Here is a 19,628-nt window from a genome sequence, read left to right as displayed (position 1 = left end):
CGAGGATCAGGCTCCGATGCCGGTTGTCTCAGACCTTGTCGCAGGCGGGGTCGAGCTTCTGCCCGACCACCTGGAAACCGCCGTTCACGTACGCCTTCGGGTCGGCCTGCTGCGCGCCCGCGGTCAGGTCGGCGGCCACCGCGGTCAGCGCCTCCTGCAGCGGCACGTCGGGGGTGCGGGCGGCCTCGGCGGTCAGCTTGGTGGCCATGTCGGTCAGCGAGTCGTGCAGGCGCTGCCGCTGCCTGTCGCCGGAGGCGGTCAGTCCCTCCGCCAGACTCACCGCGCCGTCGGTGAGGATCTTGTATGCCGCCGTGCACACATATTTCGGCACGCCGGCCGAGGCCGACGGGGTCGGCGCCACGCTGAAGGGCGTCGGAATCTTCGAGTCCGGCGAGATCTCGATCGCGCAACCGGCGGCGAGCGTCGCCGTCGCCAGCAGGACGAGCGGCAGGGCGGCGAGGCGGCGATGCGGCACGGCGTTTCTCCCTCTGCTTCCGGCGTACGCGTTCGGCAAGCATAGTTTCCCGGCGCCCGCGATATTGAACCTCTCCGATGATTTGTCCCGGGGTTGGCCCGTTCAGTCCGATTTGCCACTCGATAGGCGACACATCTTCCGCGGCGGGAACGCCGTTGCGTGCAATGTGCTCAAGTTGCCAATAAGCGGTAAACCGGTCGTGCGGCGGGCGCTGATCGCGGGCGTGTCCACGATGCTGGTCGCGGCCGGTGGCGTCGCTGTCGCCGAGGTGGTCTCGCCGAACCCGGCCACCTCGCCGTCGTTCAACGGCCCGATCTACGCGGTCGCCTACCGCGGTGGCACCGTCTACGTCGGCGGCAGCTTCACCAACGCCAACGTCAACGGCAAGAACGTGGCACGGTCGCGGCTGGCCGCGTTCGACGCCAGGACCGGCGCGTTGCTGCCGTGGGCGCCGAGCGCCGACGCGAACGTCCGGGCCCTCGCCGTGGACGGCCGCACCGTCTACGCGGCCGGCGACTTCCACACGATCAACGGAGACATCCGGGACGCGCTGGCCGGCGTCGACGCGATCAGCGGCCAGACCACCCGGATGCGGCACGCCGTCCTCGGCCAGCCCGACGCGCTCGTCACCGGCGCCGGCCGCCTCTACCTGGCCGGCCGGATCGTCTCGGTCGACGGCGTGCCGCGCGACAACCTGGCCGCGTTCTCCCTGGCCACCGGCGCTCTCGACTGGGACTGGGCGCCGAGCGCGGACGACCGGGTCAACGCGCTGGCGTTCACCAGCGACCGGGTCTACCTCGGCGGCTCCTTCCACCAGATCGACGGGATGCGGTCGAGCCTGCGGCTCAGCGCCGTCGACCCGGTCGACGGCGTACTCGACAAGGGTTTTCTGCCGAAGCCGGTGTCGCAGGTGTTCGCGCTGGCCGCGGACGACTCCGGGGTCTATGCCGCCCTCGGCGGCCAGGGCGGCCGGGCGATCGCCTACACCAAGGGCGGCGCCACCCGCTGGACCCGGGTCTTCGACGGCGACGCGCAGGCGATCGCCGAGCTGGGCGGCGTCACCTACGTCGGCGGGCACTTCGACCGGGCCTGCACCACCTCGAACAACGGAATCAAGGGCACCTGCACCGACGGCTCGGTGCCGCGCGGCAAGCTCGCCGCGGTCGACAGCCAGGGCAACCTGCTCGACTGGTCGCCCAAGGCCAACGGCGTGGCCGGCACCCGGCAGCTCGCGGTCAGCCCGGCCCTGGGCGCGGTCAGCGCGGTCGGCGACTTCACCACGGTCGGCGGGCTGATCCGCAAGCGATACGCGCAGTTCGACGGCGCCACCACGTTCCTGGAGAAGGACACGCTCACCGGGGACTACGTGGCCTCGTACAACTTCGACACCACGATCGCGGACGGCACCTTCGACGACGGGTCGGGTCACGGGCACCTGCTGCGGGCCATGCTGCGCAACGGCAGCAAGATCACGCTGACCGCGCACGGGACCGGGCAGGCGCTGACCTTCCCGCCCAAGTGCACCGGGGCGGCCTGCCCGCGCCTGGTCCTGCAGGCGGCGGACACCCCCGACCTCAACCCCGGGACCAAGCCGCTGCGGTACGGGGCGAACGTGCTGCTCGCCCCGGCCGAGACGGCGAGCGGCGAGAACGTGCTGCAGAAGGGGTACTCGACCGGGGGCGGGCAGTACAAGCTCCAGGTGGACGGGGTGTCCGGCAAGCCCAGCTGCGGGATGAGCGGGCTCGGTGAGAAGGCGCTGCACCTGGCGCGCAGCCGGCAGTCGATCGCGGACGGCAAGTGGCACACGGTCGAGTGCCGCCGGACCGGGCCGACGCTGTCGATCCTGGTCGACGGTCAGATGCAGGCGAGCGCGGCGGTGCCGGCGACCCTGTCGGTCTCGTCGACCCGGCCGTTCAGCGTGGGCGGCAAGGGCGCGGGCGCGGACAACGACCAGTTCCACGGCAGCATCGACGACGTCTGGATCCACATCGGCTGATTTATCCGGTACCTCCCTGGCCATCGCCGCCGCCACCGGAGCCGCCGCCGGGGCCACCGGAGCCGCCGCCGTCGCCGGCGGAGCCGCCGCCACCGGAACCAGCGCCGGAGCCGTTGCCGTCCGCGGCCGCGGTGGTGGTGGCGGTGGTCGCGTCCTGCACCGGCGCGGTGGTGGCGGCCGTGGTGGTGGTCTCGGTCTGCGGCGGTGTGGTGGTGGTCGCCCTGGTGGTCGGCTCCCGGCTCGGGGTGGGTGCGGTGGTCTGCGCGCCGGTGGTGGCGGCGTTCTGCCGGGTGGCCCTGGTGGTCGGGCGGTGCGAGCCGCGCTGCGTCGGCTGGGCCGGAGCCGACGGGGAGACGTTGGTGCTGGCCGCGGGTGGGGTCTTCGAGCCGGGGAAGAGCCCGCCGGGGTGGGCGAGGGCCAGCACCGTCGCCAGGGTGCCCAGCACCACCAGGGCGGCGGCCGTCAGCAGGAGCATGCGGCCGCGGTTTCCCGGCTTGTCCGGCAGGTCGGAAAAGGCTGGGAGGACGGCGGTGTGCGAGCCGGGCGGGACGGCGGCGGTGTTCGAGCCGGCCGCGACGACCGGGACGGCGGGCCGGGTCGTCGTGGTCGCCGCCAGGATCGCGGTCGTGGCCGCGCCCGCCGAGGCCAGCTCCGCCGCCTCGGCCATCGCCGCCGCGGACGAGAACCGGCGCGACGGGTCCTTCGCCATCGCCGTCTCCACCAGCGTTCGCACCGGCGGCGGCACGTCCCCCGGCAGCGGGGGCGGCTCCTCCCGCAGGTGCTGCAGGGCGACGGTGATCGGGCTGTCCGCCATGAACGGCGGGTGCCCGGCGAGGCAGTGATAGGCGACGCAGCCCAACGCGTACACATCAGCCGAAGGCCCGGTTTTGTCCCTGGAGACCTGCTCCGGTGCGATGTAGAGCGCCGTCCCCACGACCTCCTTCGCCCCGGTCAGCGCGGCCGACTCGGCCGAGCGCGCCACCCCGAAGTCGACCAGGACCACGGTCCCGTCCGGCTGGATGATCAGGTTGCCGGGCTTGACGTCGCGGTGCACGATCCCGGCCTGGTGCGCGGCCTCGAGGGCCCGTCCGGCCTGCGCCACGATCGACATCGTCTCGGCCGGGGTCAGCCGGCCGCTCGCCGCGATCCGCTGGTTGAGCGCCTCGCCCTCGACCCGGGCCATCACGATGTACGCGTCCGGCCCGCTCTGCCCGTAGTCGTACACGTCGGCGACGCCCGGGTGATGCAGCACCGCCATCGTGCGCGCCTCGTGCTTGAACCGGGTCTGGAAGCCCGGGTCCTCGGCCCGCCCGGCATGCAGGGTCTTCACCGCGACGTCCCGGCCGAGCACCGTGTCGGTGGCCCGCCAGACCTCGCCCATGCCGCCGGCCGCGATGCGGTCGTCCAGCCGATATCGATCACCGAGAACCTGTCCAGGGAGGGGCATAGCTGGTCTCTACCCACTCGGCGCGGCGCTGAAATCTCCGGTCCGGCGTATCTTCTGCCAGCCCAGGCGGCGGCCGGTCAGCGCGGCGAGGGCGGAGGCGAGCAGGACGGCGTACATGACCTGGCGGTAGACGACCTGTTGCAGGGGCAGCGTCCACAGCGGGCGCAGGCTCTCCCGGTCGAGGCGGAAGGCGAGGATCGCGGTCACGGTCTGCACGAACAGCATCGCCAGCCAGCCGATGATGGTGATCTGCCGGTCGAGGAAGAACAGGCCGTAGACGGCCATCAGGTCGATCAGCGGCGCGAGCAGCGGCAGCAGCACGCTGAACAGGGCGATGAAGGTGATCCGGGTGCGGCCGAAGCGGCCGTGGCGGTGCTTCCAGAGGGCCTGCATGGTGCCGTAGCTCCAGCGGTAGCGCTGGCGCCAGAGTTGCCCGGCGGTGGCCGGGGCCTCGGTGTAGGCAACCGCGGACTCCTGGTAGACGACCCGCCAGCCGGCCTGCTGGATGGCCAGGGTCAGATCGGTGTCCTCGGCGAGGGTGCCGGTGCTCAGGCCGCCGACCTCCGCCAGCGCGGACCGCCGGAAGGCGCCGAGCGCGCCGGGGACGGTCGGGATGCAGCCGAAGGTGTCGTAGAGGCGGCGGTCCAGATTGAAGCCGATCACGTACTCGATGTGCTGCCACTTGCCCAGCAGGCTCTTGCGGTTGCCGACCTTGACGTTGCCGGCGACGGCGCCGACCAGGGGGTCGGCGAACGGCTGGACCAGATTGTCCACCGCGTCCGGCGTCACCACGGTGTCCGCGTCGACCATCACGACCAGGTCGTCGTTCGCCAGGGCGGTGCCGGTGTTGAGGGCTCGCGCCTTGCCACCGCTGGGGATGCGAACAGTCCTGACATTTCCGAATTGCGGGATCGCGTCGGCGGTGCCGTCGGTCGACTCGTCGTCCACCACCAAAACAGAAATATTCGGATATGTTGAGCGGGCCATCGAGGTCACGGCCGGACCGATCGTCTCCCGCTCGTTGTAGGCGGGCACCACGATCGTCACGGGCTGATCGACCGGCGGCCCCCACGACCAGGTGGCCGCCCGCCGCCGCCGGGCATGCGCCACCGCGAACACGAACAGGATCAGGGTGCGCACCACGATCAGGCCACCGGCGACGATCAGAAGCAGCCAGAGCAGCCGCACCACCCCGTCCGATCCCCGTACCGTCCAGGCCAGCGCCCGCCCCCGCCAGACCTCCGCGGCCCCGGCCGCCGGGTTCGGCTGCCCGGTCACCGTGGCGAACCGGTACCCGCGGTCCCGCAGTGCCGGGATCAGCCGGTCGAGCGCCGCCACGGTCTGCGCGCGATCCCCGCCGGCGTCGTGGAACAGCACGACCGCCCCGCCGTTCCCGCGGGGCGTGGCGTTCCGCAGGATCCGGTCGACGCCCGGCCGGGTCCAGTCCTCACTGTCCAGATCGTCGAGCACGGTCACATATCCCTGGGCACCGACCGCCCGCACCGCCGCGTAATCCCGATCGGTCAGCGCGCTCGCCGTCGAGGAGTAGGGCGGCCGCAGCAGCGACGTCTCCCGCCCGGTGGCGTACGCGACCGCGAGCTGCGCCTGCGAGTTCTCCAGATCGCGCCGCCAGGCCGGCAGCACCGAGAGATCCGGGTGGGTGAACGTGTGCAGCCCGACCTCGTGCCCCTCCCGGACGACCCGCCGGGCCAGCTCCGGGTGCCGCGCCACCGCCGACCCGATCATGAAGAACGTCGCCGGCACGTGATACCGGGCCAGCACGTCCAGGATCCGCGGCGTCCAGGTCGGATCGGGCCCGTCGTCGAAGGTCAGCGCGACGGTCATGGTGGGCAGCCGCTGCGAGCCGTCCGGCCCGATGATGGGGCCGCCGCTCAGCACCGACTGCGGTACGCCGCCGCTGGCCGCCGAGGCCTGGCCGGTGCCGTCCGGGCTGAAGCTCGCGTCGGTGTAACCCTGGACGATCACCACGGTCGCCACCAGCAGCAACGCCACCAGCGCGAACAGCACCCGTGGGCCGCCCCGCCGCTCGCTCGCCGCCGGCGCGGCGCCGCCGTAGACGGTCACGACGCGCTGACCACGGGCGGCGACGGCGGGGGAGTGGCCGGCCCGAGCAGCTGACTCGCCCACACCGCCGCCAGTGCCAGCAGCAGGACCACCCCGATCGCGTACGCGACCAGCCGCACCCGCCGGCGCCGCGCCCCGCTCGGGTCCACGAAGATCGGATCCGTCGACGACAGGTCCTGCCGGACGATCCCGGTGACCGCATGCTCCGGCAGCGCCGACCTGCCGACCGCGCGCCCCACCCGCGCGCGGCCCCGGGGCGACCGGGGAGCGCGACCGATGGGAGGCTCGTCGGGCACGTCCTCGACGCTAGGAGAAGTCGCCGCCGCCCGCACTTCGGCCGGCGTACCGCGGTGCCTGGGTGCCCTCCAGCAACTCCGCCGGAATGCGCCGCCCGCAGATCACCAGCAGCAGGTCGCGGGCGCTTCCGCGCAGCGGCTCACCGTCGCCGAGATGCCAATCCAGATCGGTCGCCTCGAGCCGTACGCCGGTCAGATCGGTCCCGAAATACCGCACGTTCCGGTCCCGCATCGAGCCGAGAATCAACCCGATCCGCTCCACCGGCGGCCGCCTCGGCAGCCCGAGCGCCACCGAGATGTCCAGCCCGTGAATGACGTCGTGGGAAAGCGCCCCCGCCGTTCCGCCACCCGGCGGACGCCACGGATGCTCGACGTTGTCCCGCAGGCTCGCCAGCAGCCGTGCATCGCTCAGCCGCGCGGTATCCCGCCGGGCCATCCGATCCGCCATCCGGTCGAAGTTCCCGCGCGCTTTCGCCATCTCCAGCCCGAACTGCGCCACCGACATCCGGAATGGCATCGTGATGTGCGCCACGACCTCCCGCACCCGCCACCCGGCGCACAACGACGGCGCCCCCCACTGCTCCGTGGTCAACTCGCCGAGCATGCCGGCCAACTCCCGGCGCTCCGCCACGACGGCTTCCCGCAGCGTCCCCTCGTCCATCGTGAGCTCCTCCTCCGCGCACCACGTCGGCGCGCTCCGGAGGGTGTACGACACGGGCGGGTCATTCTCATCGGTCCGCCGCCGGCAATTTTCGGGTACGCGGCGAGGACGCCTCCGTTAATGCGTTGCCGGGCGGCGGGCCGGCCCGTACCTTGTGAATCACCACCGATTCACCGGAGCAGGAGAGACACGATGACACTGCAGGCTCTTCGACTGCTCGATCGGTGGCGCTGCTAGCTCACGTTGGCACGGTTGCGCCGCCCTCCCGATTTCCCGGGCCGGGCGGTTTTTCTTTTCCCGCACGCCCTCGTAGCCCAACGGCAGAGGCACGACGTCGAGAGCGTCGCCAGTGCGCGTTCAAATCGCGCCGAGGGCACGGTGCCGGTGCAGCACGAATGGTCCGTGCAGCCGACTCGTAATCGGCAGGTTGCGGGTTCGAGTCCCGCCGCCGGCTTCACCCGCCCGGGTAGCCCAATGGGTAGAGGCACGCCGCTCAGGACGGCGACAGTGCGCGTTCGAATCGCGCCCCGGGCACTGCGGGTCCGATGTGCCGCCGCTACGGTGGTCGAGTGCAGCCTGGCCACGCCGTCCTGCTCGCTCTCGGCGGGGTCGGCGCCGGGCTGACCGGATCCATGGCCGGGCTGGCCTCCCTGGTCAGCTACCCGGCGCTGCTGGCCGTGGGCATCCCGCCGATCGCGGCGAATGTCACCAATACGGTCGCCCTGCTGGCGAGCACCGCGGGCACCGCCGCCGGCGCCCGCCAGGAGCTCCGCGGCCATCGAAGCCGCCTGGTCCACCTGTGCGCCGTGGCGGCGGCCGGCGGTCTGGCCGGGGCCGGCCTGCTGCTCGCCACCCCGTCGAAGGCGTTCGAGCTGATCGTCCCCGCCCTGATCGCCCTGGGCGCCGCCCTCCTCCTGCTGCGCGACCCGATCCGCCGCTGGGCCGGCCACCGGTCCCCGCCGCCCCTGCTCCTGGACGGCTTCGTCTTCCTGATCGGCGTCTACGGCGGCTACTTCGGCGCCGCGGCCGGCGTACTCATGCTGGCCGTCCTCTCGGTCGCCGCCACCGAGGCGCACGCCGTCACCAACGCGGTGAAGAGCATCGCCCTGGGCGCCGCCAACCTGACCGCCGCGGTGATCTACGCCGTGGTCGCCCCGGTCGACTGGACGGCCGCCGTCCTCCTGGGCGCCGGGGTCCTGCTGGGCAGTTGGCTGGGCCCGGCGCTGGTCCGCCGCACCCCCGAGCGCCCCCTCCGGGTGGCGATCGCCGTGGCCGCCCTGGGCCTGGCCGGCTATCTGTGGTGGCAGGCAGCAGGTTAAGCCCAGTTTCAGGCTCCGGGCTTGGATCGCGGGTATGCGGATCGTAGGGCTGGTGGTGGCGCTGACCCTCGTCGCCGGGTCGGTGGCCGGGATGCCCGCGCAACCGGCGCGGGCCGACGGGGGAGAGGCACGGGGGTACGTGTGGGCGAGCGAGCCGGCCGTGCCGGACTACGCGCCGGTCGGCGGGTACTGGTTCAACTCGGCGCGCCGGGCGGTGACCCTGCACCGGGCCGGCACCGGCCGGTACGCGGTGACCTTCGCCGGGCTGGGCGGCGCCGGCGGGGTGGCGCACGTGGTCGCGTACGGCTGGGGCAACACCTTCTGCACCGTGGTGGCGTGGAAGCCGTCCGGCGCCGACGAGGTCGTCCACGTGGCCTGCTTCGGCCCGGGTGGGGTGCCGGCCGACTCGATGTTCCTGGCCGACTACGCCCGGCGCACCACGGTGGCCGCCGAGTACTACTCCGCGCTGTACGCCGACAATCCCGGCGCGGTCGGGCCGTACACCCCGCCGGCCGCGTACCGATCCGACACCTTCGGCGCGCCGGCCACCGTGGAGCGGCTGGCGGCCGGGCGGTACCAGGTGCTCGACGACACGTACGCGGCCGCCCGGCTGGAGCTGCGCAAGCAGATGACGGTGACCGCGGTCGGGACCACCGCCGTGCACTGCCGGCTGTGGGACGAGGCGAACGAGGGTGGCGACCCGGTCGTCGGGTACCTCGTCCAGTGCACCGACGCCGGCGGCCGGCCGATCGACGCCGCGTTCACGTTCACCTTCGTGGTCGGCGGCAACCTGCTCGGGGACCGGCCGGCGGGCGGGTACGGCGGCGACTGGGGACGGCCGGGCGTGCTGCTGCCGACCGAGCCGGCCGAGCTGTGGGACAGCAGCACCGGACTGACGCCCGTGCTCGAATGGCGGGGCGCAGGGCAGTACCGCGCCGTGTTTCCCGGTCTCGGTGCCTGGGGCGGGCACGTCCGCGCCGAGGCGATGGGTTTCGCGGCCGGCTACTGCACGGTGGCCGACTGGGGGCCGGTCGCGGCCGATCTGGTGGTGATCGTGCAGTGCTTCGACATCGTCACCTCAGCCCCGGCCGACGTGAACCTGGTCGGTGTGGAGTACACCGCCTGATCGCGCCGGGAAGGGGGCCGGCGCCACGCCGAGGCCGGTCATCCGCAACACGTAGCGGCGGTACCCGCGTCTTGCCTCGCCGTGCCGTCCCGCATCCCGCAGCACGGCCACCAACCGCAGGTGCGCGGGCTCGTCGTACGGGTCGTGTTCGAGCAGGCGCAGCAGATGCTCCACCGCCTCGTCCACGTCGGCCGCGGCCAGCGCGAGGTCGGCGAGGGTGCGCAGCACGTGCAGGTACCGGGCCCGGACCTGCTCGCGCAGCGGGGCGGCCCAGTCGAGGTAGGGGTCCTCGTGCAGGAAGTCGCCGCGGTACCCGGTCGCCGCCTCGCGCAGCGCCTCCCGCCCGCCTTCTTTGCGCAGCGCCTCGCCGGTGACCCGGAGGAAGGCGAGCACGTCGACGTCGAGGGCGCCGAGCCCGATGCTCACCTTGTCGGCCAGGACGAAGTGGTCCGGCGGGAAGCGCCGGCCGGGATCCAGGATGGTACGCACGGTGGACAGCGCGACGGACAGCCGGTTGGCGGTGCGCCTCGGCGGCTCGTCGGGCCACAGCTGCTGGGCGACGCTCTCCCGCGCGACCATCCGGCCGTGCTGGGTGACCAGCAGCTTCACCAGGTCACGCGCCTTGCGCGAGCGCCACTCCTCCACGCTCACCGGGTTGCCGTTGCGCAGCAGCGTGAAGCCGCCGAGCGTGAGCAGCCGCACCGACGGGGGCGCGTCGGCCGTGGCCAGCCAGCGCAACGGCCCGGCGGCGTGCGGACCGCGGTCGAGCGGTATCCCGGCGCGGCGCAGCGCCCGCTCCGCCTCACCGGCCGGCGCCCCGCCGAGGCGGGCCCGCAGGTAGGCGTTGCTGCGGGCGCCCAGCCCGGCGCCGGTCGCCTGCCACGCATCCGCGGCCTGCGCCAACAGCGCGTCCCGCCGGGACGGCGAGGATTCGGTGAGCGCCCGCAGTTCCAGCGCCTCGGCCAGGCCGCCGCGTCGCAGCCGCTTCCCCGCCGACTCCTCGGCCGACCGGGCGTGGCGGGCGGCGTCCACCGGCCGGCCGTGGATCAGCGCCACCCAGCCGGCCGCGAGCCGGCCCTCCACCTCGGTCAGTCCGGGCCCGTGCTCCAGCGCCGCGGATGCCAGTTCCTCGGCGCGTTCCGGGTCCTCGTCGACGAGCACCAGCGCCAGCCCGGCCCGAGCGGGCACCGCTCCCTGCACGTCCCCGGATTCCTGGGCGTAGGACAGCGCCTGCTCGTAGCCCAGCCGGGCGCGGGTCAGCTCGCCGCGTACCCGGTGAATGTCGGCCAGTCGCATCAACGGGTACGTGAGGGTCCGGCTGCCCAGGTCGCGATAGCTCGCGGCGGCAGCGGCGAAGTCGGCCGCCGCCTCGGCGAGCCGGCCCAGGCCGAGGTAGCCGAGGCCGCGGTTGTGCACGGCGAGCGCGAGGAGGGACGCGTACCCGGTGACCTCGGCCAGTCCGATCACCTCACCGCACGCCTCGACGGCCGCGGCGAACTCCCCCTCCTCCAGCGCGCGGGAGGCGAGATTGTTGCGGATGCGCAGCAGCGCCAGGACGTCGCCGCACCGCCGGGCGGCCCGCTCGGCCTCCCGGTAGTGGGCGAGATTGGCCCGTTCGTCGCCGTCCATCGCGGCCACCAGCGCGGCGGAGGTGTGTGCCAGCGCGAGCGTGCCGTCGTCGCCGCCGGCCGTGGCGTACCGCAGCGCCGTCGCCGCCGCCGCACGACACGCGTCGTGCTCCTGGCGCAGCCAGTGCACGGCCGCGGCCCAGCCCGCGAGCCGGGCCCGGTCGGCGTCGAGCGCCCCGGCGTCGGACTGCCCGTCCCGTACCGCGGCGAGGGCCTCGGTCAGCTCGCCGCGCAGGTAGTGGATGGCGGCGATCCGCCAGGCGAGGGCGGCGCTGCGCGGCGCCGGACCATCCTTGTCTGCCGCCGCTTCTGCCGCGGCCCGGCGCAGGTCGGCGAGCGCGCCGGCCCAGTCCCCGCGCACCTGCCGGCTCTCCCCGGACAGCCGGTACAGCCGGGCGTCGCGCAGATCCGCGGGCAGGTGCGCCACCGCGTCCGCCACCTCCGCGGGGTGCCCGGCGGCGAGCACGTCGGCGCCGTGCCGGTGCAGGAAGCCCGCCACGTCACCCGGGTCCAGCCCGCGCGCCACCCGCAGCGCGTCGGCCAGGCGGCCCCGGGCGACGAACCACTCCAGCGCCGCACGCCGCACCAGCACCGCGGCCGGCCCGTCCGCCCGGTCCGCCGTCTCGCGCAGCACCGGTGGCACCGCGTACAGCCCGTCCTCCAGCGGCCGCAGCAGGCCCTGGCGGGCGAGCCGGCGCAGCGCCGCCTCCGAGACCGCCAGGCCGCCCGCGCGGCAGAATCCCGCGGTGAATCCGGGCAGCCCGGCGACCAGCGGCAGCAAGTCGCGCAGTGGCTCGGCGTACGCCTCGACGATCTCGCCGGTCAGGTCGTCGACCGGGCGGCCGCCGGGGCGGTCGAGAGCCGCCAGCCACGCGGGGCGCTGCGCGACGGGCACCCGGGCCAGCGCCTCGGTGAGCATCCGTACGGCGCCGGGCCAGCCGCCGGTGAGCCCCTGCACGGCGGCCGCGACGTCGATAGTGGACTCTGAGCCGAGCACGAGCCGCAGCAGAGCCGCGGTCTCGGCGGGCGAGAACGCGAGGTGGGCGGCGTCGAGGTCGGCGACCCGGCCGCGGCCACGCAGTCCGGCAAGACCGACCGGGGCGTCGGCCCGGACGGCGAGCACCAGACTCAGGCCGGGCGGCGCCTGACGGCACAACGATTCCAGCACCTTGGCGCCCGCGCTCCCGGCCGCCAGGCGATCGGCCTCGTCGAGCACGAGGATCCGGGCGCCGCCGCCGTCCAGCGCCTCGGCGAGCCGGCCGGCCACCGCCTCCGTGGTCGCCGCCCAGTCGGCCTGCGGTCCTTGGGCCGCAGCGGGCCGCGGGTGTTGCGGATCGCCTCGGTGAGCGCCCGCACCGGGGCCCGCTCCCGGCGAGGCCAGCGCGTACAGGTCCGCGGGGGAGCGGCCGAGCGCCCGGAACAGCCCGGCGGCGAGGGCGGCCGGTTCCCGGTCGCCGTCGTCGACCGTGTACCAGGCGGCGCCCCGCTCCCGCGCCCAGTCGGCGAGCTGCGTCGACTTTCCGTACCCGGGTCCCGCGCAGACCAGCGTCACGGGCCGGGTGCTCGCGTCGTCGAGCCGGCGCAGCACCTCCGGCCGGTGCAGGTGGATCGGGCCCGGGCCGGGGATGCGGCACCTGCGCCGTACGGCGTCCGACCTCGCCTCGTACATTCCCGTACGGTACGAGACCGGCGCACGCCGCAGGGGCTGTCGTTCGCGCTGTTTCAGCCCAGTCAAAGCGTGCCGGCCACGATGGCCGCATGAGGCACCTGAGATGGAGCGGGCATCGGCGCGCCTGGATCGCCGCCGGGGCTCTCGGTCTGCCGGCCGCGCTGCTCCCGGCCGGCTCGGCGGCGGCCGACCCGGCCCGGTGGGCAACAGTGAGCGCCGACGTGTCGCCGGCGGCGACGCCCGGATACAACTTCAACACCGACAAGGTGGCCGTGCTCGGCGCGAGCGACGGCAAGGTCCGGCTCACCCGCGACGGCCGGATCGTCGAGGACCTGGGACGGCCGCCCGGCGCGCGGGTGGGCAAGCTGGCGATCTCCGGCACCGAGGTGTACGCCCTCACCGCCGACCGCTCGGTGATCCACTTCAACCGGGACACCCGGCGCTGGGAGAACCTGGCCACCGGGATGATCGACCTGGTGGCGAGCCGGTCGGGCTCGACCGTCACCGCCGACAACCAGCCGCCGCGGTTCATCCCCGACCTGTACGCGGTCGGCGCCGGCGGTGGGGTCTCGCGGCTGCACGGCGACGCGCAACTCCAGGACGGCACTCGCCTCTGGGAGACGATCGACTCCGGCTGGTACGTGGACTCGCTGGCCGAGCGAGGCAACGCCGGCGCCACCACACTGTTCGGGCACTCGACCGGCGGCACGGTACGGCAGTGGTCCGGGACCCGCACGACGTGGACCGTGATCGGTGGCCCGTTCGCGTCCATCTCCGCCGACAACGGCAACCTGGTGGCGACCGACGCGGCGGGCAAGCCGCAGCTCTACGGCGGCACGCCCGACAACTGGCACTCGTACGCGATGCCGGCCGGTGTCGTGCTGCCGTACGAACCGGGCGGTCGCGCGATCGCCGCCGCCGACAAGATCTACTACCGGACCGGGACGGGCGACATCTTCGGGCTTCGCTCCGTCTTCGCCGCGGTCGACGTGATCAGCGGGTGGGTGCACCTGGCGGCCGGCCCGGTCGTCGCGCTCGCCCCGCACATCGCGACGGAGACCGGCGCGGCGGCCACGGCACTGCGCACGGACGGCACCCTGACCGAGTTGACCTGGGCGACGATCCGGATGGCCCGCGTCGTCGCCACCCCGCGCGACGCCGAGGCCGGCGGCCTCTACCAGGACACCGAAACCCAGGCGGCGGACTGGAGCGGCCCGCTCGCCGTCGCGATCGTGAGCGGAAGCCTGCCGCCCGGCATCACGGCCGGGACCAATCCGCACGGCGAGCTGATGCTCGCCGGGACCCCGACGGCGACCGGGACCTTCGCCGCCAACCTCGTGCTGTACGACGGAACGGGCGCCACGTTCCCCGTGCCCACCACGATCCGGGTGGTGGACGGGCCCGGTCCGGTCGTCACCGGCCGGCACTGGGTCAACCCCACCAGCTCGCTGACGTTGGCGAACTGCCTGTCCGACGGCGCCGCGCTGACCGTGTGGACGCGCGAGTTCACCGCCGGCGACAGCGATCCCGATCCCGCCTGGGAGGACCGCGGCTCGATACCGTCCAGCGCCGGCCTGCCGGCGTGCACCGCCACGACCGCCGGTCGCATCCCGTACACGCCCCCGCCGAACCACACGGTCGAGCTGGTCGGCCTCGACACCGGCGCGCCCAACTGCGCCGGCCGCAACGACCCGGACCTGGCCGGCTGCGTGCTGTTCCACCGCCTAATCACCGGCAAGGCCGGCCTGGCGCCGGACGTGGTGACGCTCACCGGCTGATCGCCGCGCGGGCCCTGCTCCTCGAGTTTCCGGGACCGTTCGCGGCCGTCGTCGTACTCGTCGGTCACCAGCAGCCGGCACACCGGATGCTCGGCCTCCATGGCCTTGCCGAACAGATTGCGTGCGCGCAAGGCATCCACCGTCACGGCGAGCACTGTAGTCAGGCTCGGCCAACCGGAGCCGGTCGCCGCGGCGTGCCGCCGGTGCGGTCAGCCGGCTTCCTCGATGCGGTCGAGCCACTCGTGGACCAGCGCGGCGAAGAGTGCGGGTTGTTCGATCTGGGCGTTGTGGCCGGCGCGGTCCAGCACCGCGAAGGTGGCTCGGGGGTAGTGCTCGAGGATGCGCCACGCGTCCCGGTAGCCGGTCGACGAGTCCTGCCGGCCGAGGAAGAACAGGACGGGTCCCGGATAGGGCGGCGCCTCGGTCTCCAGCGGGAACGTGCCGGCGTAGCTGCCGCCGATGCGCTGCAGGGCGGACGGGTCGGCGAGGTCCAGCCCGACGACCACCTCACGCTGGGTGCGTGCGTACGTCTCCTCGGTCTGCACCACCGCGATCTGGTCGAAGTCGGTGCCGGCGGGCAGTGCCGCCGCGAACGCGTCGCGGACCAGCACGACGTGCTCGTCGACGTCGCGCAGCGCGTGCTCGGCGATCACCATGGGGCACACCAGCGCGAGGCCGGTGGTGCGTGCGGGGTCGGCGGCGACCAGGCCGCGGGCCAGATATCCGCCGTACGATTCGCCGCAGATCGCGTAGCGGCCGTCCGGGACCAGCTGCTGAACCGCCGCCCGGACCACGGCGAAGACGTCGTCGGTGCTGCCGACGGTCGCCGGCGCGACGGTGCGGCCCATGCCCGGAAGGTCGAGATACAGCCGGCGCCAGCCTCGTCGATCCGCGAACACCGGCTCGAAGCAACCGGTCATGATCCGATGGTCCGGGGGGAATCCATGCAGCAGCACGGCCGTGTACGCGGCGGAACCGGCCGCCGGGCCGTGCTCGACATAGTGGACGTCGACCCCCGCGGCGTTCAGGAAAGGCATGATTCGATCATGTCACGCGCCGGGCCCGGGGTCGTGTGGACGACCCGGACCGGCGGCCGGGTCCGGTCAGCACTTCTTCCAGGCGACGTGGTAGACGGTGTCGATGCGGCCGTCGGTGGAGTCCATCGTCAGGAAGCTCGTGGCCTTCGGGCTGGACCAGCCGCGGTCGACGCGCAGTTCGGTGTTGACGTTCAGGTAGCGCCGCTCGCCGCACGGGAGGAAGGCCAGCGAGGAGATGCCGACGGTGTCGGTGCGTACCCAGTCGGCGCTGGTCGGGCCGGTGAAGTTGTGCCGGATGCGGGTGGACTGCGGCTCGCCCTGGAAGTAGTAGTTGGCGCTCTCCGATCCGCTGGCGCCGGACTCGAGGTGGGCGTAGCCGCGGTAGTCGGCCCCGGCGATCGCGTACGTGTAGCCCTGCGGCACGTGGACGTTCAACGCCAGCTGGCAGTTCTTGCGGAAGTCGGTGGCCTTCGTGCCGGCGCCGGCCTGCGCGATGAATTGGCTGTAGGTGACGGTGAACGCCTTGCTGTCCGGCGAGACCGTCACGGCCGCGGTACCCCATGGGCAGCCGGAGCCGTTGGCGGCCACCACGTCGATGACCATGTCGGTGCTCGGCCCGGCGGCCGGCGCTGCGTGCGCGGATGCTCCGGTCGCGGCGAGCGAGGCGATCAGGGCGGCGCCCGTGGTCAGTGTCTTCAGCATGGTGTTCCTTCCCCGGTGGGGTGTCGTCGTTTACGGACGGCGGCGCTGAGCCGCGCACCCGCAATGTACGGTTTGTCTGCTAAGGACGCTATGCGCGACTCGATGTAGACGGTCACTAAAGGAGGACTATCGCCGGTTCTTTGCCCGGGGAGTCGAGCGGGCATGGGCCGTTCGGTGGAGCACTCCGGGGAGCAAAAGAACCGGCCCGCCGAGGCGGGCCGGTTCGGTGAAGGCGGGGAGTGGGTCAGCGACTGCGGCCGGGGAGCCAGGGCGCCACGACCGCTCCGGCGGCGACGATGGCGGCGCCGGCCAGCACCGCGGGACGCAGGCCGTCCACGTAGGAGTCGTGCGTCAGGTAGCTGCCGTACGAGCTGAAGATGGAGGCCAGCGCCGCCACGCCGACCGCCACGCCCAGTTCGCGGATGGTGTTGTTGGCGCCGGAGGCCACACCGCGCTGCTGTTCGGTAACGCTGGCCAGGGCCATGGTGCTGATCGGGGCGAAGGTCAGGCCCATGCCCACGCCGGCCATCGCGAAGGCGGCCACCAGGTGGCTGTAGCTGACCGTCGCGCTGGTGGTCAGGCCCATCCAGAGGATCGCGCCGGCGAGCAGCACCTGGCCGGCGAAGATGAGGTTGCGCTGGCCGATGCGGTCGCCGAACAGGCCGGCGAGGGGGGCCACCACCATCGGGGCCATGGTCCAGGGGAGGGTGCGCAGTCCGGAGTCGAGCGGGCTGAGGCCCTGCACCACCTGGAAGAACTGGGCCAGCAGGAAGACCGCGCCGAAGGTGCCGGCCGAGAAGGTCAGCGTGACGACGTTGACCAGGCTGAAGCCGCGGGAGCGGAACAGCGACAGGGGCAGCATCGGGTGCTTGTTGCGGGCCTGCCAGGCGATGAACGCGGCGATCAGGACGGTGCCGGAGATCAGCATGCTCAGGACCCGGGCCGAGGTCCAGCCCTTGTCGGGCCCGTCGACGACGCCCCAGATCAGCAGCAGCATGCCGGACGCGGACAGGGCCAGGCCCAGCGGGTCGAGCCGGCGGGCGCCGCCGCGGGACTCGTCGAGGACGGTCGCCGCCAGGATCACCGCGACGACGCCGACCGGGACGTTCAGCCAGAAGATCCAGTGCCAGTCGAGGCCGTCGACCACGGCGCCGCCGACCACCGGGCCGACCGCCACGCCGAGGCCGCTGATGCCGCCCCAGACGCCGACCGCCATGGTGCGCAAGTTGTCGGGGACCGCCTGTGCCAGCAGGGTCAGGGCCAGTGGCGCCACCGCCGCGCCGCCCAGGCCCTGGATCGCCCGGGCCGCGGTGAGCTGCCAGGACTCGGTGGCCATGCCGGCCGCGAGCGAGGCGAGCGTGAAGACGACGATGCCGGCCAGGAACATCCGGCGGCGGCCGATCCGGTCGCCCAGCGCCGAGGCGGTCAGCAGGAAAGCGGCGAACGGCAGCGTGTACGCGTTCACGAACCACTGCAACTCGGTGATCGACGCGTGCAGGTCGGTGCGGATGACCGGCAGCGCGGTGCTCACCACCAGGTTGTCCAGCGTGACCATGAAGGTGGGAATGCCGACCGCGGCCAGCACGGCGGCCAGCGGGCGGGAGGCGCGGCGGGGCGAAGAGGGCGGTGCCGGGCGCTCGGCGACGGTTGTCATGGGGTCCCCCCGGAAAAGTTGTTATCGACTGATAACTTCTGCCGACGACGGTAGTTATCGACTGATAATCTGTCAACCATGACCCGCGCCACACGCACCCGCCTCACCGCGCAGGAGCGGCACGAGCAGCTCGTGACCGCCGCCGTCACCGCGTTCAGCCTCGGCGGATACGCCGGGACGACCACCGACCAGGTCGCGCGCCTGGCCGGCGTCTCCCAGCCGTACGTGATCAGGATTTTCCGCACCAAGCAGGAGCTGTTCATCGCGGCGGTGAACCGGGCGGGCGCACGAATCGAGCAGCGGTTCCGGGCCGCGGCCGCCGAGGCGCCGACGCTGGAGAGCCTGGGCGCGGCGTACGAGGATCTGCTGGCCGAGCGCGAGCTGATCACCCTGTTGCTGCACGGCTTCACGGCCAGCGCGGACCCGGCGATCGGCACCCCGGTGCGGGCCTGTTTCGGACGTCTCTACGAGGTGGTGCGCGAGCTGACCGGGGTGGGCGCCGAGGAGGCCCGGGACTTCTTCGCGGTCGGCATGCTGCTCACCTGCCTCGGCGCGATGCGGGTGGTCGGCCCCGACCCGGTGCCGCGCGACCCGTGGATGACCGACCTGCTGGACACCTTCGACCACATCAAATGAGCCGGAGCGGGTATCGGAAGGTGATGACCAACAACGAGCAGACCGTCGCCGGCGGCAGCACCGATCAGCACATCAGCGGCCTCGAGGAGGAGGGCACGTTCCTCACCGACGAGCCGCCGACCTTCACGCCGGCGAACGGCAGCAGCAACCGGGGCATCAACAAGCTGCACGCCAACCGCGAGGACGTCGAGGAGGACCTGGCCCGCAAGACCCGCTAGATGTTGTGCCGGGTGTAGGCCGGCGGCCGCCACCCCAGCATCGCCTCGGTCATCCGGACCGCGTCGACCGTGGCCGCCGTGTCGTGCACGCGGACGATCCGGGCGCCGTGCAGGATGCAGAAGACCACCGTGGCCAGGGTGCCGGACAGGCGGTCGTGCTGGGCCGCGTTCAGGGTCTCGCCGATGAAGTCCTTGTTGCTGACCGCGGCCAGCATCGGATAGCCGACGGCCGCGATGTCGTCGAGGCGGCGGGTCAGCTCCAGCGAGTGCAGCGTGTTCTTGTTCAGGTCGTGGCCCGGATCGATGATGATCTGGTCCGGCCGGACGCCGCGGTCGAGCGCCACCCGCACCCGCTCCCGCAGGAACGCCGCCACCTCGGCGGTCACGTCGTCGTAGTGCGGGCTCGGCCACAGCGTCCGCGGCGGCGCCAGGCTGTGCGTGATCACCAACTGGGCGTCGGTGCCGGCCACGGCGTCGGCCATCGCCGGGTCGCGCAGGCCCGAGGTGTCGTTGATGACCCCGGCGCCGGCCTTGATCACCTCGGCGGCGACCTCGGGGCGGAACGTGTCGACCGAGACGACCGCCAGGTCGCGGGCCTTGACCACGACGGGCAGCACCCGGTCGAGCTCCTCGGCCGCGCTCACCTCCGGCCCGGGCGCGAACGGCACCCCGCCGATGTCGATCCAGTCGGCGCCGGCCGCGGCGGCCCGCTCGACCGCGGCCACCGCCTGGTCGAGCGCGAACGTGCTGCCCTTGTCGTGGAACGAGTCGGGTGTCCGGTTGACGATCGCCATCACCGCGACCTGCCGTGCGAAGTCGAACCTGCGGTTGCCGATCGTCCGCACACTGTGTTCCTGGCCCACGGTTGGCGAGCGTAACAGCCGGTCGGGGGCCGGTTTGG

The 19,628-nt window shown here is 73.2% G+C and carries 16 protein-coding genes and 3 tRNA genes; 9 read left to right on the top strand and 10 right to left on the bottom strand.

Annotation, left to right across the window (positions count from 1 at the left end):
• Positions 1–28: 28 nt before the first annotated feature.
• Positions 29–475: a hypothetical protein gene (locus ODJ79_RS42780; RefSeq protein WP_263029459.1), complete on the bottom strand. Its 447-nt coding sequence runs from the start codon at positions 473–475 to the stop codon at positions 29–31.
• Between the two features lie 199 nt (positions 476–674).
• On the opposite strand from ODJ79_RS42780, the gene ODJ79_RS42775 reads away from it, so the two are divergent.
• Positions 675–2,471: a LamG-like jellyroll fold domain-containing protein gene (locus ODJ79_RS42775; protein ID WP_263029458.1), complete on the top strand. Its 1,797-nt coding sequence runs from the start codon at positions 675–677 to the stop codon at positions 2,469–2,471.
• A gap of 1 nt (position 2,472) precedes the next feature.
• Here the strand turns inward: ODJ79_RS42775 and ODJ79_RS42770 are convergent, their stop codons facing one another.
• The 4 genes from ODJ79_RS42770 to ODJ79_RS42755 are packed head-to-tail and all read right to left on the bottom strand — an operon-like array spanning position 2,473 to position 7,014.
• Positions 2,473–3,918: a serine/threonine-protein kinase gene (locus tag ODJ79_RS42770; protein ID WP_263029457.1), complete on the bottom strand. Its 1,446-nt coding sequence runs from the start codon at positions 3,916–3,918 to the stop codon at positions 2,473–2,475.
• Positions 3,919–3,927: 9 nt separating this feature from the next.
• Positions 3,928–6,003, bottom strand: coding sequence for a bifunctional polysaccharide deacetylase/glycosyltransferase family 2 protein (locus tag ODJ79_RS42765; RefSeq protein WP_263029456.1), 2,076 nt, complete (start codon positions 6,001–6,003; stop codon positions 3,928–3,930).
• The gene (locus ODJ79_RS42760) at positions 6,000–6,299 is read right to left on the bottom strand and encodes a hypothetical protein (RefSeq protein WP_263029455.1); all 300 of its coding nucleotides are present in this window, start codon (positions 6,297–6,299) and stop codon (positions 6,000–6,002) included. The genes ODJ79_RS42765 and ODJ79_RS42760 overlap by 4 nt, the downstream gene beginning before the upstream one ends.
• Positions 6,300–6,309: 10 nt before the next feature.
• Positions 6,310–7,014, bottom strand: a complete 705-nt coding sequence (locus ODJ79_RS42755; RefSeq protein WP_263029454.1) for a maleylpyruvate isomerase family mycothiol-dependent enzyme — start codon at positions 7,012–7,014, stop codon at positions 6,310–6,312.
• A gap of 249 nt (positions 7,015–7,263) precedes the next feature.
• Between ODJ79_RS42755 and ODJ79_RS42750 the strand changes: the two genes are divergently transcribed.
• The 5 genes from ODJ79_RS42750 (at position 7,264) to ODJ79_RS42730 (ending at position 9,405) form a co-directional block, all read left to right on the top strand.
• A tRNA-Leu gene (locus ODJ79_RS42750) sits at positions 7,264–7,336 on the top strand.
• A gap of 4 nt (positions 7,337–7,340) precedes the next feature.
• A tRNA-Thr gene (locus ODJ79_RS42745) sits at positions 7,341–7,414 on the top strand.
• Positions 7,415–7,420: 6 nt separating this feature from the next.
• Positions 7,421–7,494, top strand: a tRNA-Leu gene (locus ODJ79_RS42740).
• Between the two features lie 35 nt (positions 7,495–7,529).
• Positions 7,530–8,279, top strand: coding sequence for a sulfite exporter TauE/SafE family protein (locus ODJ79_RS42735; RefSeq protein ID WP_263029453.1), 750 nt, complete (start codon positions 7,530–7,532; stop codon positions 8,277–8,279).
• Positions 8,280–8,313: 34 nt separating this feature from the next.
• Entirely contained in the window at positions 8,314–9,405 is a 1,092-nt protein-coding gene (locus ODJ79_RS42730) for a hypothetical protein (RefSeq protein ID WP_263029452.1), read from the top strand.
• Here ODJ79_RS42730 and ODJ79_RS42725 read toward each other — a convergent pair.
• Positions 9,358–12,702 carry a BTAD domain-containing putative transcriptional regulator gene (locus ODJ79_RS42725; RefSeq protein WP_263029451.1) on the bottom strand — a complete coding sequence of 1,115 codons (3,345 nt, stop codon included), beginning with the start codon at positions 12,700–12,702 and terminating at the stop codon, positions 9,358–9,360. The two genes, ODJ79_RS42730 and ODJ79_RS42725, sit on opposite strands and share 48 nt — an antisense overlap.
• An 89-nt stretch (positions 12,703–12,791) precedes the next feature.
• Between ODJ79_RS42725 and ODJ79_RS42720 the strand changes: the two genes are divergently transcribed.
• Complete coding sequence (locus ODJ79_RS42720; RefSeq protein WP_263029450.1) at positions 12,792–14,480, top strand: PQQ-like beta-propeller repeat protein; 1,689 nt, start codon at positions 12,792–12,794, stop codon at positions 14,478–14,480.
• 209 nt (positions 14,481–14,689) lie between these two features.
• Here ODJ79_RS42720 and ODJ79_RS42715 read toward each other — a convergent pair whose 3' ends face one another.
• From ODJ79_RS42715 to ODJ79_RS42705, 3 genes are all read right to left on the bottom strand, one after another.
• Entirely contained in the window at positions 14,690–15,517 is an 828-nt protein-coding gene (locus ODJ79_RS42715; RefSeq protein ID WP_263029449.1) for an alpha/beta fold hydrolase, read from the bottom strand.
• Positions 15,518–15,583: 66 nt separating this feature from the next.
• Positions 15,584–16,219: a DUF4360 domain-containing protein gene (locus tag ODJ79_RS42710; protein ID WP_263029448.1), complete on the bottom strand. Its 636-nt coding sequence runs from the start codon at positions 16,217–16,219 to the stop codon at positions 15,584–15,586.
• A gap of 244 nt (positions 16,220–16,463) precedes the next feature.
• A complete protein-coding gene (locus tag ODJ79_RS42705; protein ID WP_263029447.1) occupies positions 16,464–17,873 on the bottom strand; it encodes a DHA2 family efflux MFS transporter permease subunit in 1,410 nt (469 codons plus the stop codon).
• A 78-nt stretch (positions 17,874–17,951) separates the two neighbouring features.
• Here ODJ79_RS42705 and ODJ79_RS42700 point away from each other — a divergent pair, with 78 nt between their 5' ends.
• Positions 17,952–18,509, top strand: a complete 558-nt coding sequence (locus ODJ79_RS42700) for a TetR/AcrR family transcriptional regulator (protein ID WP_263029446.1) — start codon at positions 17,952–17,954, stop codon at positions 18,507–18,509.
• Positions 18,510–18,532: 23 nt separating this feature from the next.
• On the top strand, positions 18,533–18,727 hold the full coding sequence (locus tag ODJ79_RS42695; RefSeq protein ID WP_263029445.1) for a hypothetical protein: 195 nt from the start codon (positions 18,533–18,535) through the stop codon (positions 18,725–18,727).
• Here ODJ79_RS42695 and folP read toward each other — a convergent pair.
• Positions 18,724–19,590, bottom strand: coding sequence for a dihydropteroate synthase (folP, locus tag ODJ79_RS42690; protein ID WP_263029444.1), 867 nt, complete (start codon positions 19,588–19,590; stop codon positions 18,724–18,726). The two genes, ODJ79_RS42695 and folP, sit on opposite strands and share 4 nt — an antisense overlap.
• Positions 19,591–19,628: the final 38 nt, after the last annotated feature.

The sequence above is a fragment of the Actinoplanes sp. KI2 genome (assembly GCF_025630775.1).
Lineage (GTDB): Bacteria > Actinomycetota > Actinomycetes > Mycobacteriales > Micromonosporaceae > Actinoplanes.
Note: the sequence above shows the minus strand (reverse complement) of the source record. Positions and strands in the feature narration are given on the sequence as shown.